The sequence below is a fragment of the Streptomyces sp. NPDC090127 genome (assembly GCF_044746945.1).
Classification (GTDB): Bacteria; Actinomycetota; Actinomycetes; order Streptomycetales; family Streptomycetaceae; genus Streptomyces.
Window position 1 is genome coordinate 305,378 of the sequence record NZ_JBIVDE010000004.1, and the last position, 16,277, is coordinate 321,654.

At 71.7% G+C, this 16,277-nt stretch carries 15 protein-coding genes; 5 read left to right on the plus strand and 10 right to left on the minus strand.

Annotated features, from left to right (window positions below; translation table 11 throughout):
• Position 1: 1 nt before the first annotated feature.
• The 5 genes from hisH to hisD are packed head-to-tail and all read right to left on the minus strand — an operon-like array spanning position 2 to position 3,863.
• Positions 2-652: an imidazole glycerol phosphate synthase subunit HisH gene (gene hisH, locus ACIPPS_RS16980; protein ID WP_401432117.1), complete on the minus strand. Its 651-nt coding sequence runs from the start codon at positions 650-652 to the stop codon at positions 2-4.
• Positions 649-816 (minus strand): hypothetical protein, encoded by a 168-nt coding sequence (locus ACIPPS_RS16985; RefSeq protein WP_401432120.1) that lies wholly within the window; start codon positions 814-816, stop codon positions 649-651. Before ACIPPS_RS16985 ends, hisH begins: the two co-directional genes overlap by 4 nt.
• Before the next feature lie 4 nt (positions 817-820).
• On the minus strand, positions 821-1,414 hold the full coding sequence (gene hisB / locus ACIPPS_RS16990; protein ID WP_158986436.1) for an imidazoleglycerol-phosphate dehydratase HisB: 594 nt from the start codon (positions 1,412-1,414) through the stop codon (positions 821-823).
• Positions 1,411-2,541 (minus strand): histidinol-phosphate transaminase, encoded by a 1,131-nt coding sequence (locus tag ACIPPS_RS16995; protein WP_401432124.1) that lies wholly within the window; start codon positions 2,539-2,541, stop codon positions 1,411-1,413. Before ACIPPS_RS16995 ends, hisB begins: the two co-directional genes overlap by 4 nt.
• Positions 2,538-3,863 carry a histidinol dehydrogenase gene (gene hisD, locus ACIPPS_RS17000; RefSeq protein WP_401432126.1) on the minus strand — a complete coding sequence of 442 codons (1,326 nt, stop codon included), beginning with the start codon at positions 3,861-3,863 and terminating at the stop codon, positions 2,538-2,540. Before hisD ends, ACIPPS_RS16995 begins: the two co-directional genes overlap by 4 nt.
• Positions 3,864-4,037: 174 nt before the next feature.
• Between hisD and ACIPPS_RS17005 the strand changes: the two genes are divergently transcribed.
• The 4 genes from ACIPPS_RS17005 (at position 4,038) to ybaK (ending at position 8,151) form a co-directional block, all read left to right on the plus strand.
• Complete coding sequence (locus ACIPPS_RS17005) at positions 4,038-5,639, plus strand: oxidoreductase (RefSeq protein ID WP_401432129.1); 1,602 nt, start codon at positions 4,038-4,040, stop codon at positions 5,637-5,639.
• Positions 5,640-5,811: 172 nt separating this feature from the next.
• On the plus strand, positions 5,812-6,897 hold the full coding sequence (locus ACIPPS_RS17010; protein WP_401432131.1) for a hypothetical protein: 1,086 nt from the start codon (positions 5,812-5,814) through the stop codon (positions 6,895-6,897).
• A 5-nt stretch (positions 6,898-6,902) separates the two neighbouring features.
• Entirely contained in the window at positions 6,903-7,640 is a 738-nt protein-coding gene (locus ACIPPS_RS17015) for an LON peptidase substrate-binding domain-containing protein (RefSeq protein WP_401432134.1), read from the plus strand.
• A gap of 13 nt (positions 7,641-7,653) precedes the next feature.
• Positions 7,654-8,151 carry a Cys-tRNA(Pro) deacylase gene (ybaK, locus tag ACIPPS_RS17020; protein ID WP_401432137.1) on the plus strand — a complete coding sequence of 166 codons (498 nt, stop codon included), beginning with the start codon at positions 7,654-7,656 and terminating at the stop codon, positions 8,149-8,151.
• Positions 8,152-8,187: 36 nt separating this feature from the next.
• Here the strand turns inward: ybaK and ACIPPS_RS17025 are convergent, their stop codons facing one another.
• The 4 genes from ACIPPS_RS17025 to ACIPPS_RS17040 are packed head-to-tail and all read right to left on the minus strand — an operon-like array spanning position 8,188 to position 12,093.
• Positions 8,188-8,871 carry a DUF2567 domain-containing protein gene (locus tag ACIPPS_RS17025; RefSeq protein ID WP_401432140.1) on the minus strand — a complete coding sequence of 228 codons (684 nt, stop codon included), beginning with the start codon at positions 8,869-8,871 and terminating at the stop codon, positions 8,188-8,190.
• A 34-nt stretch (positions 8,872-8,905) separates the two neighbouring features.
• Entirely contained in the window at positions 8,906-9,772 is an 867-nt protein-coding gene (locus ACIPPS_RS17030) for an ABC transporter permease (RefSeq protein WP_401432143.1), read from the minus strand.
• A gap of 13 nt (positions 9,773-9,785) precedes the next feature.
• Positions 9,786-10,757, minus strand: a complete 972-nt coding sequence (locus ACIPPS_RS17035; RefSeq protein WP_401433108.1) for an ABC transporter ATP-binding protein — start codon at positions 10,755-10,757, stop codon at positions 9,786-9,788.
• Positions 10,758-10,794: 37 nt separating this feature from the next.
• Complete coding sequence (locus ACIPPS_RS17040; RefSeq protein WP_401432145.1) at positions 10,795-12,093, minus strand: NYN domain-containing protein; 1,299 nt, start codon at positions 12,091-12,093, stop codon at positions 10,795-10,797.
• 227 nt (positions 12,094-12,320) lie between these two features.
• On the opposite strand from ACIPPS_RS17040, the gene ACIPPS_RS17045 reads away from it, so the two are divergent.
• Positions 12,321-12,494, plus strand: coding sequence for a hypothetical protein (locus tag ACIPPS_RS17045; RefSeq protein ID WP_175439074.1), 174 nt, complete (start codon positions 12,321-12,323; stop codon positions 12,492-12,494).
• 95 nt (positions 12,495-12,589) lie between these two features.
• Here ACIPPS_RS17045 and dnaE read toward each other — a convergent pair whose 3' ends face one another.
• The gene (gene dnaE / locus ACIPPS_RS17050; RefSeq protein ID WP_401432147.1) at positions 12,590-16,132 is read right to left on the minus strand and encodes a DNA polymerase III subunit alpha; all 3,543 of its coding nucleotides are present in this window, start codon (positions 16,130-16,132) and stop codon (positions 12,590-12,592) included.
• Positions 16,133-16,277 lie beyond the last annotated feature (145 nt).

Consider the following 16,277-nt stretch of genomic DNA (forward strand, 5'->3'; position numbering starts at 1 on the left):
GTCACAGCGTTCCGATCCAGTTCTTCAACAGCTGGGCTCCGGCGTCGCCGGACTTCTCGGGGTGGAACTGGGTCGCCCACAGGGCGCCGTTCTCGACGGCCGCGACGAAGGGCTCGCCGTGGGTGGCCCAGGTGACCTTGGGGGCGCGCATGTTCGGGTTGCCGACCTCCAGGGTCCACTCGCGCACGCCGTAGGAGTGCACGAAGTAGTACCGGGCGTCGGCGTCGAGGCCCGCGAACAGCTCGCTGTCCCCGGGCGCGTCGACGGTGTTCCAGCCCATGTGGGGCACGACCGGGGCCTTCAGCGGCTCGACCGTACCGGGCCATTCGTGCAGACCCTCGGTCTCCACGCCGTGCTCGATGCCACGGGCGAAGAGGATCTGCATGCCGACGCAGATGCCCATCACGGGGCGCCCGCCGGAGAGGCGGCGGTCGACGATCCACTCGCCGCGCGCCTCCTTGAGCCCCTTCATGCAGGCGGAGAAGGCGCCGACACCGGGGACGAGGAGCCCGTCGGCGTTCATGGCGCGGTCGTAGTCGCGGGTGATCTCGACATCGGCGCCGACATGGGCGAGGGCACGCTCGGCGGAGCGGACGTTGCCGAAGCCGTAGTCGAAGACGACGACCTTCTTGGGGGTGTTCGCCGTGCTCATTCCCAGATTCCCTGAATCCGCAGGACGCCCGCGACCAGGCACATCACGGAGGCGATGGCGAGGACGGCGATGACGCCCTTGGGCAGCCCTTGCTTGGAGAAGGAGTACACACCGCCGGCGAGGAAGAGCCCGACGACGATGAGGACGGTGGAGAGGCCGGTCATGGAGTTAGAGCGCGCCCTTCGTGGAAGGCAGGATGCCGGCCGCGCGCGGGTCGCGCTCGGAGGCGTAGCGCAGGGCCCGGGCCAGCGCCTTGAACTGGCACTCCACGATGTGGTGGGCGTTGCGCCCGTACGGCACGTGGATGTGGAGCGCGATCTGCGCCTGCGCGACGAAGGACTCGAAGATGTGCCGGGTCATCGTCGTGTCGTAGGAGCCGATCATCGGCGCCATGTTCTCGGGCTCGGTGTGCACCAGGTAGGGGCGGCCGGAGAGGTCGACGGTGACCTGGGCGAGCGACTCGTCCAGCGGGACGGTGCAGTTGCCGAAGCGGTAGATGCCGACCTTGTCGCCGAGCGCCTGCTTGAAGGCGGCGCCCAGGGCGAGGGCGGTGTCCTCGATGGTGTGGTGCGAGTCGATGTGCAGGTCGCCGTCGGTCTTGACGGTCAGGTCGAACAGCCCGTGGCGGCCGAGCTGGTCGAGCATGTGGTCGTAGAAGCCCACACCGGTGGCCACGTCGACCTTTCCGGTGCCGTCGAGGTCGATCTCGACGACGACGGAGGTCTCCTTGGTGGTGCGCTCGACTCTTCCTACGCGGCTCATGCGCTCTGCTCCTTCTTGACTTCACGGACCGCGTCGAGGAACGCGTCGTTCTCTTCGGGGGTGCCGGCGGTGACCCGCAGTCGGCCCGGTACGCCGTTGTCCCGGACCAGGACGCCCCGGTCGAGGATCTTCTGCCAGGCCTCGTGGGAGCCGGCGGCTCCCTCGAAGCGGCCGAACTGGACGAAGTTGGCGTCGGAATCGGTGACCTCGTACCCGATCGCGCGCAGCTCGGTGACCAGGCGGTCCCGCTCGGCCTTGAGCTGTTCGACGTACCCGAGGAGCGTATCGGTGTGCTCCAGGGCGGCCAGCGCGGTGGCCTGGGTGACGGCCGACAGGTGGTACGGCAGGCGGACGAGCTGCACGGCGTCGACCACGGCCGGGTGGGCGGCCAGATAGCCCAGGCGCAGGCCGGCCGCGCCGAAGGCCTTGGACATCGTGCGGGAGACGACGAGGTTCGGGCGGCCCTCGATCAGCGGCAGGAGCGAGTCCCGGTGGCTGAACTCGACGTACGCCTCGTCGACGACCACCAGCGAGGGCTTCGCGGCCTGGGCGGCCTCGTACAGGGCGAGGACCGTCTCGGCCGCGACGGCCGTGCCGGTGGGGTTGTTGGGCGAGGTGATGAAGACGACGTCCGGCCGGTGCTCGGCGATGGCGCGCTCGGCCGCCTCGACGTCGACGGTGAAGTCCTCGTCGCGGGGGCCGGAGATCCAGCCGGTGCCGGTGCCGCGCGCGATGAGCGCGTGCATCGAGTACGAGGGTTCGAAGCCGATGGCCGTACGGCCGGGGCCGCCGAAGGTCTGCAGCAGCTGCTGGAGGACCTCGTTGGAGCCGTTGGCGGCCCAGACGTTCTCGACGGCGACGGGGTGCTTGCCGGTACGGGTGAGGTAGCGGGCGAGCTCGGTGCGGAGCTCGATCGCGTCCCGGTCGGGGTAGCGGTTGAGGCCGCGGGCGGCCTCGGCGACCCGCTCCGCGATCCGGGCCACCAGGGGCTCGGGCAGCGGGTAGGGGTTCTCGTTGGTGTTCAGCTGGACGGGGACGTCGAGCTGGGGCGCGCCGTACGGGGTCTTGCCGCGCAGCTCGTCCCGGATGGGGAGATCGTCGATGCCGATCGTGTCGTACGGGGTCACTTGGGCTCGGGCACCTTCCATCCGAACCGGGCCTTGAGCGCGGCACCGTGCGCGGGGAGGTCCTCGGCCTCGGCGAGGGTCACCACGTGGCGGGTGACGTCGGCGAGGGCGTCGCGGGTGTAGTCCACGATGTGGACGCCGCGCAGGAAGGACTGGACGGACAGGCCGGAGGAGTGGCAGGCGCAGCCGCCGGTGGGCAGCACGTGGTTGGAGCCGGCGCAGTAGTCGCCGAGGGAGACCGGCGCCCACGGGCCGACGAAGATGGCGCCCGCGTTGCGGACCCGCTGGGCGCGGGCGGACGCGTCGGCGGTCTGGATCTCCAGGTGCTCGGCGCCGTACGCGTCGACGACCTTCAGGCCGTCGTCCAGGTCGCGGACGAGGACGATCGCGGACTGCTTGCCGGCCAGGGCCGGGACGATCCGGTCGTCGATGTGCTTGGTGGCGGCGACCTGGGTCTTCAGCTCGGCCTCGGTGGCGGCGGCCAGCTCCTCGGAGTCGGTGACGAGGACGGCGGCGGCCATCGGGTCGTGCTCGGCCTGGCTGATGAGGTCGGCGGCGACGTGCACGGGGTCGGCGGTGGAGTCCGCGAGGATCGCGATCTCGGTCGGGCCGGCCTCGGCGTCGATGCCGATGCGGCCGGTGAAGTACCGCTTGGCGGCGGCGACCCAGATGTTGCCCGGGCCGGTGACCATGTTGGCCGGGGCGCAGGACTCGGTGCCGTACGCGAACATCGCGACGGCCGTGGCGCCGCCGGCGGCGTACACCTCGTCGATGCCCAGCAGTGCGCACGCGGCGAGGATCGTCGGGTGCGGGAGCCCACCGAACTCGGCCTGTGCGGGGGAGGCGAGCGCGATGGACTCGACGCCGGCCTCCTGCGCCGGAACGACGTTCATGATCACGGAGGAGGGGTAGACCGAGCGGCCACCGGGCGCGTAGAGACCGACGCGCTCGACGGGGATCCACTTCTCCGTGACCGTGCCGCCGGGCACGACCTGGGTGGTGTGCGGGGCGCGGCGCTGCGCGCGGGAGACGATCCGGGTGCGCCGGATGGACTCCTCGAGCGCCGCCCGGACGGCCGGGTCGAGCTGCTCCAGGGCTTCGGCGAGCGCGGCGGCGGGCACCCGCACGTGCTCCAGCTTCACGCCGTCGAACTTCTCCGCGTACTCGACCAACGCCGCGTCGCCCCGATGATGGACGTCCTCGCAGATGGGCCGCACCTTCTCCAGGGCGGCTTCCACGTCGAACTCGGCACGGGGCAGCAGGTCGCGCAGAGCGCCACCCTCGGGGAGGGCGTCGCCGCGCAGGTCGATTCGAGAGATCACGGGTCAATTCTCGCAGACGCCCCACGGGCGCCGGACGCCTGTATCACTGGCTGATACGAGCCACACTGGCGTCTTGTCGCCACAGCTGACCGTTAGCGTTCACTCCGTCACTCAGCGGGAAGAACGGCTGTACGAATCCAGGGAAGCGGGTTCGTGGAAAGCGAGGGGGCGGCAGTGACCGAGCCGCACGAGGACGGAATGCCGGACGGTCTGACGGGCCCGGAGCGGGTCATGTGGCGGGCCTTCCGGATCGGCAGGATCTGCGATCTGAGCGAGGGGGACGCGGGGCGGGACGACCCCTTCGGCACGCACGTCTGGGGCGAGGCGCGCAGTGTGCGCGCCGAGGTCGTGGCGCTGCTGCTGCTCGACGGGCCGTCGCCGCGCTCCGGGCGGGTCGCGGCGCTGAAGCTGCGCGGGGTGCGGATCACCGGCGCGCTCGACCTGGCCGGCGGCACGGTCGATCCGTACGTGGAGTGGAACCGCTGCCGTTTCGACCAGGAGATCGTGCTGCCGGAGGCGCGGTTCGGGACGGTGCGGATGGTGGAGTGCGCGATACCCCGCATCGAGGCGGCGCGGCTGCACACGCAGGGCGATCTGCATCTGCCCCGGTGCCGGGTGCAGCGGGGCATCCGGCTGACGGACGCCCAGATAGGCACGGACCTGCTGATCAACCAGATCCAGGTGTGGCCGGACCGGCGGGGCCGGGCGATCACGGCGGACGGCCTGGTGGTGGCGCAGGACCTGCAGGCCGAGCTGATCGAGACGTACGGCGAGCTGAGTCTGCGCGGGGCGAAGGTGGGGGTGTCGCTGAGCCTGCGGGGCAGCGTGCTGCGCGGCGCCCAGCTGCGGCGCGCGCTGAACGCGCCGCAGCTGACGGTGGAGCGCTCGCTCTATCTGAACGCGGCATGGGTGTACGAGAGCACGGGGAACTCGACGGCCACTCCCCCGTACGGCATCGGGTACACCCCGGTGCGCGGGGCCCGGCGCAAGCCCGTGGAGTGCCACGGCGGGGTGCGTCTGGACGACGGGCGGTTCGGCGACGCGGTGGACCTGCACTACGCGCGGTTCGTGCTGGACGGGGCGAAGCGGGAGGAGGTGTCGCTGCGCCGGATCGTGACGCCGGAGCTGCGGTTCAACGGGGAGCAGCCGGAGGAGGGGCGGGTGGTGCTCAACGGCGCCCGGGTGGTGACGCTGATCGACCTCTCCACGAGCTGGCCGGGCCCCGGCGGCCTGTCGATGAACGGCTTCGTCTACGAGAACCTCGTGCCGTACGGCCACTTCCCGCTGGCCCGCCGCCTGGAGTGGGTGGCGGCGGCGACCCCGGAGTACGCCCCGGAGCCGTACGAACGCCTGGCGACGGTGCTGCGCACCAGCGGGGAGGACGCGGACGCCCGGGTGGTGCTGCTCGCCAAGCAGCGCAGGCGCCGGGAGACGCTGCCGGTGGCGGGGAAGCTCTGGGGCTATCTCCAGGACTGGACGGTGGCGTACGGCTACCGACCGGGCCGGGCGGCGCTGTGGATGGCGGTGCTGTGGGCGGCCGGGGCGTTCGCGTTCTCACGCCACGACCCCCCGCCGCTGAAGCCGGAGGAGTCGCCGAGCTGGAACGCCACGCTGTACGCGCTCGATCTGCTGCTGCCGGTGATCAATCTCGGCCAGGAGGGCTACTGGCGGCTCGAAGGCCTGTGGCAGTGGGCCGCGACGGCGCTGATCCTGCTGGGCTGGGTGCTGGCGACGACGGTGGCCGCGGGGGCGTCGAGGCTGCTGCGACGGGGGTGAGAGGTGGCCGGTGAGGCTGCCGAGGTGCGTGGGGATGGTGAGACTGAAGTGACGGATTCAGCCAACCCTCGCCCCTTTCTTTACGCTGTCTTGACCAACCGCAGGACAACTTTCCCGCCGCTACCAAAGCTTCACAGTCCCCCACTGGCGCCGCTCCCACCTGCGGTTTTCAATGGTCCGCACCATGTCTTTGCTCCGCGCCCTGATCGGCACCGCCCGTCTGGTCCGGCACGCACCGCGGCTCACGGCCGCCCTGCCGCCGGACGACGACGTGCTGCTCGACGTGCCGGACGAACGACTCGCCCCCGCGCTGATCGCGGCCGCGCTGGCCGATTACGAGCCGGCGGCCAAGCTGCTCGCGACGACCCGGGACGGCGCCGAGTGGGAGGCCAGGGACCGGTATGTGGCGCGGCTCGCCACCTTCGCGTACAGCCGTGACGAGTGGCTGACGCACTGGCTGGAGGCCGCGCCGCGCGACCCGGACGCGCTCCTGGTGAAGGCCGAGCTCGCGGTGCGCCGGGCCTGGGAGTCGCCGGCCCGCGCGGAGCGGCTGCGGGAGCTCGGGCCGCTGATCGACGCGGCGGCCGAGGCCTCGCCCGGCGACCCGGTGCCCTGGCGTCTCGCCCTGGACCACGCGCGCGGCACGCACGCCGGGCACGCGGCCTTCGAGGCGCTGTGGGAGCAGGCCGTGCGCCGCTCCCCGCACCACTACGGCTGCCACATCGCGGCGCTGCGGTATCTGTCCGCCCAGTGGTACGGCTCGCACCGCGAGTGCTTCGACTTCGCGGAGCAGGCCGCCGAGGACGCCCCGCCCGGTTCGCTGGCCCGGGTGCTCCCGGTCAACGCCGCCTTCGCCCAGTACCTCACGGGCTCCGGGCCGATGCCGGACGACCGGATCGACGCGGCGGCGGAGCGCGGACTCGCGCTGTCGGCGGCGTATCCGGAGGGCGATCCCTGGACCGCCGAGGTCCGCAATCTGCTGGTGTACGTGCTGGTCAGGCGCGGGCGCTGGGAGGAGGCGTGGGAGGAGTTCCGGAAGATCGGCCCGTACGCCACGTCGTTCCCGTGGGCGCTCCTCGGTGAGGATCCGCTCGCCGGTTTCCTGGACACCCGGGACGCGGTACGGGCCGAGGTGTCACGGTCGATTCCGCTCCGCGGAAGGGGTCACGGAACGGGCCACGGAGCGGAGCACGGCGCGGGGCGGCGGACCGGACATGGACGGGCCGGACGAAGCGGCCCCGGCGGCCATTACGCTTGACCGCTGTGACCACCGCTCGCCTGCCTCTCTTCCCGCTCAACGCGGTGCTGTTCCCGGGCCTCGTGCTGCCCCTGAACGTGTTCGAGGAGCGGTATCGCGCCATGATGCGCGAACTGCTCAAGACCGATGAGTCGGAGCCCCGCCGCTTCGCCGTCGTCGCGATCCGCGACGGCCGTGAGGTCGCGCCGACGGAGCCGGGGATGCCGGACCCGACGGCCGTGCCGGAGAAGGGGCCCGCCGCGGGCTTCGGCCCGGACCCGATCCAGGCGTTCCACCGGGTCGGCTGCATCGCCGACGCGGCGACGATCCGGGAGCGGGCGAACGGCAGCTTCGAGGTGATGGCCACCGGGACGACCCGGGTGAAGCTGCTGTCGGTGGACGCGAGCGGTCCGTTCCTGGTCGCCGAGATCGAGGAGATCCCGGAGGAGCAGGGCGAGGAGGCGGGCACGCTCGCGGAGGGCGTGCTGCGGGCGTTCCGCAGCTACCAGAAGCGGCTGGCGGGTGCGCGGGAGCGGTCGCTGACGACGAGCGACCTGCCGGACGACCCGTCGGTGGTGTCGTACCTGGTGGCGGCGGCCGCGGTGCTGGACACGCCGGCGAAGCAGCGGCTGCTGCAGGCGCCGGACACGGCGACCCGGCTGCGCGAGGAGCTGACGCTGCTGCGTTCGGAGACGGCGGTGCTGCGGCACCTGCCGTCGCTCCCGGCGGTGGATCTGACCCGGGCGCCGACGAGCCCGAACTGACGGAGGAACGCAGTTGGCGAAGAAGCAGAAGAAGCAGGCGGGCGGTACCCCGGCGACGGTGGCCCTGACCACGGCCGGGGTCCCGTACACCCTCCACGCCTACGACCACGACCCGGCGTCCCCCAGCTACGGCGAGGAGGCGGCGGAGGCCCTGGGTGTCTCACCCGACCGCGTCTTCAAGACCCTGGTCGCCGACGTCGACGGCGAACTGACGGTCGCGGTCGTCCCGGTGGCCGGCCAGCTCGACCTGAAGGCGCTGGCCTCTGCGGTCGGCGGCAAGCGCGCGACGATGGCGGACCCGACCCTGGCGGAACGCACCACGGGCTACGTCCGGGGCGGCATCTCCCCCCTGGGCCAGCGCAAGCGCCTCCGCACGGTCCTGGACGCGTCGGCCTCCACCCACGCCACGATCTGCGTCTCGGCAGGCCGCCGGGGCCTGGAGGTCGAACTCACCCCCGCGGCCCTGACGAGCCTGACCACCGCGGTCCTGGCCCCCATCGGCCGAGGCTGACCACAGCCGCCGCCCGCGGACGACCCGCCCCGTGCGTCAGGCCCTGGCGTCCGGGGCCGGGGGCCACGTCGGTTCCGGGTCCCTGGGGCCGAAGAGGGTGGTCAGGGCCAGGTGGACGATCATCGCCGCCAAGGGCCACGCCAACAGCGCCCCCGCCCACATCTCCAGCTTCAGCGGCGCGTCGAAGACCACGTTCGCGCCCACCTCCCTCGCGTGCGCGACCACGTCGTGCGTCGGGCCCAGGAACGTGCCCACGCCCCACCCGAGCGACGAGCCCAGCACACCGCCCACCGCCAGGGAGAGCACCAGCGCCACCCCGCCGTGCCGGTGGAAGAGGAAGACGAGCGCCGCCGCCACGGCACCGAACCCGAGCGCGAGCAGCACGAACGTCCCGTCGGCCCCGACCGCCGCCTCCCCCTCGCTGTCCCGCAGGAACACCGCCTTGCCGTCCGAGATCAGCGGAACCCGCGGCGCGAGCCACAGCCACAGCAGGCCCAGCGCCGCACCGGCCACCGTCGAGACCGCGGCGACCACGGCGGCCTGCCGCAGCTCCGTGGCCATGCTCGGGCCCCCGTCGTCGGCGGGCAGCGGCGGGTAGGGCGTCGGCCATCCCTGCGGCCCCACCGCGTCGTTCGGCGGCACCGAGCCGTTCGGCGGCTCGTTCGGCGACTCGTTCGAAGGCTCGTGAGGCTGGTGAGGCGGTGTCAGAGGTGCGGTCACCCCGCCATCGTGCCAGGTACGCGAACGACCCGCCTCAGCGGACCGCCGCCCGGCGATACGCCCATGTCGCCACCGCGAGCGACGCCACCCCGACCGCCCCGCACACCGCGAGGTCCAGACCGACCGCCGCCCAGTCCGGACGCGCGTCGAAGGTCCGGGCCAGCGCCTCCACCCCGTACGTCGACGGCAGCAGGTCCCGTGCCCAGCCGATCGGCCCCGGCAGCCGGTCCGCCGGCAGCACGCCGAGGAGCAGCGCGGCCGACATACCCAGCTGCCCCAGCAGCGTCGCGAGTTCCTGGCGCGGCGCGAGCAGCCCGAGCGCCGCGCCGAGACCGGCGAGCGCCGCCCCCGCCAGCGGTACGACCGCCGCGAGGATCCAGAGGTGGCCGAGCGGCAGCCCGAAGAGCAGCGAGCCGATCACCGCGGTCACCACCGTCCCGGGCACCGTGAAGGACGCGTACGCCCCGGCCGCCCCGAGCACCACGGCCGCCGGCGGCACCGGCAGCGTGGCGTAGTGGTCGAGGCCCCCGGTGGCCCGCAGCTGTCCGAAGTACTGGGCGAGCAGATTGAGCGCCACGAACGCGACGACGAGCACCGCCGAGCCCGCCACCACGGCCCGCGCCTCCGACCCGCCGTCGACGACGCCCCGCATCAGGACCATGATCCCGACGGACTGGAACGTCGCGACGAAGAGCAGCGGGATACGGGAGACCCGGGCCCGGGAGAGCTGCGCGCGGTAGACGGCGGCGAGCGCGGGCAGCAGCCGGGCGCGCGGCGCCAGCGGCGCGAGCGGCAGGGCGGACGCACTCCCCGCCGCCGCACCGGAGCCGGCGGCCCGGGCCGTGGACACAGCCCCGGACGCGGCCGTTCCCGACGCGGCCTGGGCGGGCACGATACTCACTCCGTACAGCTCCTCACGCCTTGACCAACCCCTGCGTCTCCCCGCCCAGCGCCAGATACACGTCCTCCAGGCTCGGCGTCGCCAGCGTGAAGTCGTCCAGGGCCGCGAAGGCGGCCCCGCCCGTCACCGCCGCGACCGTCGCGCGGGCCTCGTCCGGAGCGAGCCGGAGGGTCCAGCGCCGTCCCGACTCCTGCGCGAGCCCGCGCAGCGCCGCGACCTCGGGCACCTCCAGCGGGGCGCGCTCGCGCCACACCAGGTCGACCCGGACCTCGCCCGCGACCTTCTCCTTGAGCCCGGCCGGGGTGTCGCAGGCGATGACCCGGCCCCGCTCCAGGACGGCGACCCGGTCCAGCACGGTCTCGGCCTCGATCACGTTGTGGGTGACGAGCAGCACCGTCGCACCGTGCTCGGCGCGCCGCCGGTCGACGGCGGCCCAGACGGCCCGGCGGGCGATCGGGTCCATCCCGGTGGTGGGCTCGTCGAGGACCAGGACCGGCCGTTCGCCGACGAGCGCCGCCGCGACGCAGGCGAGCCGCCGCTGCCCGCCCGAGAGCTTCTTCAGCGGCCGCCCGGCCAGTTCGCCGAGTCCCAGCTCGTCCAGGACCGCGTCCCGCTCGGCCCGCGCGTCCCGCGCGGAGAGCCCGCGCAGTCGCGCGGTGGTCTCGGCGGCGAGCGCGACCGTCAGTTCGTCGAGCGCGGTGGACTCCTGGCCGAGGTAGGCGAGCAGCCGCGCGGCGCGCTCCGGGTGGCGTACGAGATCGTGGCCGAGCAGCTCGACCGTCCCGGAGTCCGGGCGCATCAGCCCGGTCAGCTGGCGGACCAGCGTGGACTTGCCGGCGCCGTTGGGCCCGAGCAGGCCGAAGATCTCGCCGCCCCGGACATCGAGGCTGATGCCGTCGGTGGCACGGATCTCGGGCGTCGCGGGGGTCCCCCGCCGGGCGCGCGCGGCGGGGTACGTCTTGACCAGATCCCGCACCACGCACACCGTACTCACGGGGGAAGAGCCTACGGGGTCCCTCGCCCTACTCCCCCGCGGGGGCGCGTTCCGCGGCGGCCCGGACGTCGATCTCGCGCCAGAACCCCGCCCGGATCGCATACCGGTCGTGCTCGTCGATCTGGTCGTCCTTGTGCGCGAGCAGGCCGAACCTGGCCGCGTACCGCAGCAGTTCACCGTCGATGCGGTGCGGAATCCGCGGGTACATGAGGGAGAGCTTCTGGACGTGGCTCTGCTCGGGGAGCCGTTCCATCCAGCGCCGCGCGAACACCTGACCGACCTCGAAGGGGTCGCCGCCGACGGTGGTGATGTCCTCCTCGCGGTCCGCCCAGCGCTGTTCGGCGCTGGTGAGCTGGGCGAGGGTGGGCAGCGACGCGGTCTCGGGCGGCTCGCCGAGGGCGGCGGTGGGGCGGTCGATCCAGCCCTTGTCGGAGGACCAGCGGAGGGTCGCGGCGGGCGGGTGGGCGGGGGACGCGGCCGCTCCCGCCGGGCCGCGCAGACCGGCGAGGTCCTTGGGGGTGGGGACGCCCTTGCCGGCCGCCGGCGCGGGCGCGCCGGAGGCGGCACCGTCCTCGCCGGGCTCGGCGGCGGGGGCCGTGGGCGCCGCCGCCCCGTTGGCGTGGGCGGCCGCGGACGCGCCGGCCGCCTCGGCGGCCCGTTCCGCGGCCCGCTCGGCCGAGGCGGCGAGCGCGGACTCCGGCAGCGGCGCGGAAAGGATCGCGGCGATCTCGGGGCGGGGAGCGGGCGGCGGCGCGCAGATGCCGCTGAAATCCTTGGCGCGGACGGCGCGGGTGATCCAGGCCCGGTCGAGGACGCGCCGCTCGTCGGCCTCGGCGACGAGGTCCTCGGACTGGTTGTAGTCGCCGTCGGCTGCCTGGACGGCCCAGAGGTGGACGGCGACGCCGTGCTCCTTGGCGGACATCAGACCGGGCAGCAGATCGCCGTCGCCGGTCACGAGGACCACGTCGGAGCAGGCCCGGTTCCTGGCCAGCTCGGTCAGCTCGGCGTGCATGGCCGCGTCGACGCCCTTCTGCGCCCAGCGGCCGTCGCTGCGGGTCAGCGCGCCCAGCCGGACGGTCACCCGGGGCATCACCCGGAGCCTGCGGTGCTCGGGCTGGGGGACCCGGTCGGGCGCGCCGTCGAACCAGTAGATCCGCAGCAGGGGCTGCTCGGTGTCCGCCTCCGCCCGTTCCCGCAGGTTCTGGATGAGCGCGGCGTGGTCGACGGTGATCCTGGAGCGGGCCGGTTCCCCGGCGAGAAGGCTCGCGGCGGCGCCCAGCAGATAGCCGGCGTCCACCAGAACGACGCAGCGGTCCACGTGTTCCACCCTCTTTCGGGAACCTCGGGATCGGAAGTTGCTTCGGGTTTCCTTCGAGTCTGCCCGAACGTCGGGAGGTTGACGGCCGGAACTGGATCATCGGCGTGGCGGATGTCAATCGGCGACCTGTCGGCACCCCCCTCACTGTCGGTAATGATCCAAAATGCGGCGGTTCACCCCATGTGTGAGTCTGACAGCGGCCCTGGCCCCGAGTTCCTTGAAGAGGAGGCATCACCATGGCCAAGAACCGAAAGCAGAACCGCAGTCAGCAGCAGTCCTCACCGGCCGAGCGCGGCGCCCAGCAGGCGCAGCAGTCGTCGATGGAGTCGCAGGCCGAACAGCGCGCCTCGCAGGTGACCCCCGGTGACATGGCCCGCAAGGGCCGGCAGAAGCGCTTCGGTCACAACTGACCGCGCGAGACCCCGGAAGGGGCGCACCCGTGACGACGGGCGCGCCCCTTCCGCGCGTACCGGTGAGGGCGTACGAACGAGGTCGTACGCGGTCGCTAGCCGGCCAGGCAGGACGGGCCGAGCAGCACCTTCAGGTCGCCGAAGAGCGCCGGATCGGGCTGTACCCGGTGCCGGTCGAGCCGCAGGACGGTCGTCTTGCGGGGGCCCTGGAGCTTGATCCGTACCTCGGTGTTGCCCTTGTGGTGCCCCAGGATCTCGCCGAGCCGGCTGATCATCGGCGGGGTGACCTTCACCGTCGGGATGGTGAGGATGACGGGCGCGTTGGTCCCGGCGTTCGACAGGTCGGGGACCATCAGCTCCATGGCGACCAGCCGGGGCACGTCCTCGCGCTTGTCGAGGCGGCCCTTGACGAAGACGACCGTGTCCTCGACGAGCTGGGTGGAGACCAGCTGGTACGTGGCCGGGAAGAACATGCACTCGATGGAGCCGGCCAGGTCCTCGACGGTGGCGATCGCCCAGGCGTTGCCCTGCTTGGTCATCTTGCGCTGGAGGCCCGAGATGATGCCGCCGATGGTGACGACCGCGCCGTCGGCGTGCTCCCCGCCGGTGAGCTGGGAGATCGCCGCGTCCGTCTTGTCGGAGAGGACGTGCTCGATGCCGAAGAGCGGGTGGTCGGAGACGTAGAGGCCGAGCATCTCGCGCTCCTGGGCGAGCAGGTAGGACTTCTCCCACTCGATGTCGGAGAACTCCACGTCCAGGCCGAAGCCGGGCTCGTCGCTCGTGTCGTCGCCCATGCCGCCGAAGAGGTCGAACTGTCCCTCGGCCTCCTTGCGCTTGACCGCCACCACGTTGTCGATCATCGGCTCGTGGTGGGCGACCAGGCTCTTGCGGGTGTGGCCCATCTCGTCGAAGGCGCCGGCCTTGATCAGCGACTCGATGGTCCTCTTGTTGCAGACGACGGCCTCGACCTTGTCGAGGAAGTCGGGGAACGTGGAGTACTTCCCCTTCGCCTTGCGCGACTTGATGATCGACTCGACGACGTTGGTGCCGACGTTACGGACGGCGGAGAGGCCGAAGAGGATCACGTCGTCGCCCTGGGCGGCGAAGTTCGACTCGGACTCGTTGACGTTCGGCGGCAGGACCTTGATGCCCATGCGGCGGCACTCGTTGAGATAGACCGCGGACTTGTCCTTGTCGTCCTTGACGGAGGTCAGCAGACCGGCCATGTACTCGGCCGGGTAGTTCGCCTTGAGGTACGCCGTCCAGTAGGTGACCAGGCCGTACGCGGAGGAGTGCGCCTTGTTGAAGGCGTAGCCGGCGAAGGGGACCAGGACGTCCCAGAGGGCCTGGATGGCCTCGTCGCTGTAGCCCCGGCCGCGGGCGCCCTCCTGGAAGATGGTGAAGTTCTTCGCCAGCTCCTCGGGCTTCTTCTTGCCCATCACGCGGCGGAGGATGTCGGCCTCGCCGAGGGAGTACCCGGCGACGATCTGGGCGGCCTTCTGCACCTGCTCCTGGTAGACGATCAGGCCGTGGGTGAGGCCGAGGACCTCGCGGAGCGGCTCCTCCAGCTCCGGGTGGATCGGCGTGATCTCCTGCTGCTTGTTCTTGCGCAGGGCGTAGTTGGTGTGCGAGTTCATGCCCATCGGGCCCGGCCGGTACAGGGCCGAGACGGCGGAGATGTCCTCGAAGTTGTCGGGCTTCATCAGCCGCAGCAGCGACCGCATGGGCCCGCCGTCGAACTGGAAGACGCCGAGCGTGTCACCGCGGCAGAGCAGCTCGTACGTCTTGGGGTCGTCCAGCGGGATGGCCAGGAGGTCGAGGTCGATCCCCTTGTTGGCCTTCACCATCTTGACGGCGTCGTCCATGATCGTGAGGTTGCGCAGACCGAGGAAGTCCATCTTGATCAGGCCGAGGGACTCGCACTGCGGGTAGTCCCACTGCGTGATCGTGACGCCGTCGGTGTGCCGCACCCAGATCGGGGCGTGGTCGACGATGGGCTCGCTGGACATGATCACGCCGGCGGCGTGCACGCCCATCTGCCGGACCAGGCCCTCCACGCCCTTGGCGGTGTCGATGACCTTCTTCACGTCCGGCTCGTTCTCGTACATCGCCCGGATCTCGCCCGCCTCGCTGTAGCGCGGGTGCGAGGGGTCGGTGATGCCGCTGAGGTCGATGCCCTTGCCGAGGACGTCGGCGGGCATCGCCTTGGTGAGCCGGTCGCCCATGGCGTACGGGTAGCCGAGGACCCGGGCGGAGTCCTTGATGGCGTTCTTCGCCTTGATCTTTCCGTACGTACCGATCATGGCGACCTTGTCCCGGCCGTACTTCTCGGTGACGTACCGGATGACCTCGCCGCGCCGACGCTCGTCGAAGTCGATGTCGACATCGGGCATGGAGACGCGCTCGGGGTTGAGGAACCGCTCGAAGATCAGGCCGTGCTCGATCGGGTCGAGGTCGGTGATGCCCATGGCGTACGCGACGATCGAGCCGGCGGCGGAGCCTCGGCCGGGGCCGACCGCGATGCCGTTGTTCTTCGCCCACATGATGAAGTCGGCGACGACGAGGAAGTAGCCGGGGAACCCCATCTGGATGATGACGTCCATCTCGTACTCGGCCTGCTTCTGCCGGTCCTCGGGCACTCCCCCGGGGAAGCGGCGGGCCATGCCGCGCCGCACCTCCTCCTTGAACCAGGTGGTGTTGGTGTAGCCCTCTTCCGGGATGTCGAACTTCGGCATGAGGTCGCGCTGCACGAACATGCCCTCGGTGTCGATCTGCTCGGCGACCAGCAGGGTGTTGCGGCACCCTTCCTGCCAGGCGTCCGAGGAGTCGATGGCGTACATCTCGTCCGTGGACTTCAGGTAGTAGCCGGTGCCGTCGAAGCGGAAGCGGTCCGGGTCGGAGAGGTTCTTGCCGGTCTGGATGCAGAGCAGCGCGTCGTGCGCGGCCGACTCGTGGGCGTACGTGTAGTGCGAGTCGTTGGTGACCAGCGGCGGGATGCCGAGCTTCTTGCCGATCTCCAGGAGCCCGTCACGGACCCGGCGCTCGATCTCGATGCCGTGGTCCATCAGCTCCAGGAAGTACCGGTCCTTGCCGAAGATGTCCTGGTACTCGGACGCGGCCTTCAGGGCCTCGTCGAACTGGCCGAGGCGCAGCCGGGTCTGGAGCTCTCCGGAGGGGCAGCCGGTGGAGGCGATCAGGCCCTCGGACCACTGGGAGATGGTCTCCTTGTCCATCCGGGGCCACTTCTGGAGCCAGCCCTCGGCGTAGGCGTCGGAGGAGAGCCGGAAGAGGTTGTGCAGGCCGGTCGCGTTCGCCGCCCAGATCGTCTTGTGGGTGTAGCCACCGGAGCCGGAGACGTCGTCCCGCTTCTGGTGCGGCTGGCCCCACTGGATCTTCCGCTTGTTCCGCCGGGACTCGGGGGCGACGTACGCCTCGATGCCGATGATCGGCGTCACGCCGGCCTTCTTGGCCGAGTGGAAGAAGTCGTACGCCCCGTGCAGGTTGCCGTGGTCGGACATGGCGATGTGGGTCATGCCCATCTCGTTGCACGCGTTGAACATGTCCTTGAGCCGCGCGGCACCGTCCAGCAGCGAGTACTGGGTGTGTACGTGAAGGTGCGTGAAGGGCGGCTTGGTCACGGCGGAAGGCCTCCGAAAAGTCTGCGGCGCGCAGCGCCTCGTACAGGGGTGGTGGTCGGGCGACGGGTGGGAGACAGGCTGCGGACAGTCTGAGGGGACAGCGTGGAAGTCTACGTCTCCGGACTGACAGGGGTGGGGCACTCAG

Bases quoted from the DNA above. Each gene is read 5' to 3' on its own strand.
- hisH (WP_401432117.1), bottom strand. From the start codon at position 652: ATGAGCACGGCGAACACCCCCAAGAAGGTCGTCGTCTTCGACTACGGC.
- ACIPPS_RS17010 (WP_401432131.1), top strand. From the start codon at position 5,812: ATGGTCCGCACCATGTCTTTGCTCCGCGCCCTGATCGGCACCGCCCGT.
- ACIPPS_RS17045 (WP_175439074.1), top strand. From the start codon at position 12,321: ATGGCCAAGAACCGAAAGCAGAACCGCAGTCAGCAGCAGTCCTCACCG.
- hisB (WP_158986436.1), bottom strand. From the start codon at position 1,414: ATGAGCCGCGTAGGAAGAGTCGAGCGCACCACCAAGGAGACCTCCGTC.
- ACIPPS_RS16985 (WP_401432120.1), bottom strand. From the start codon at position 816: ATGACCGGCCTCTCCACCGTCCTCATCGTCGTCGGGCTCTTCCTCGCC.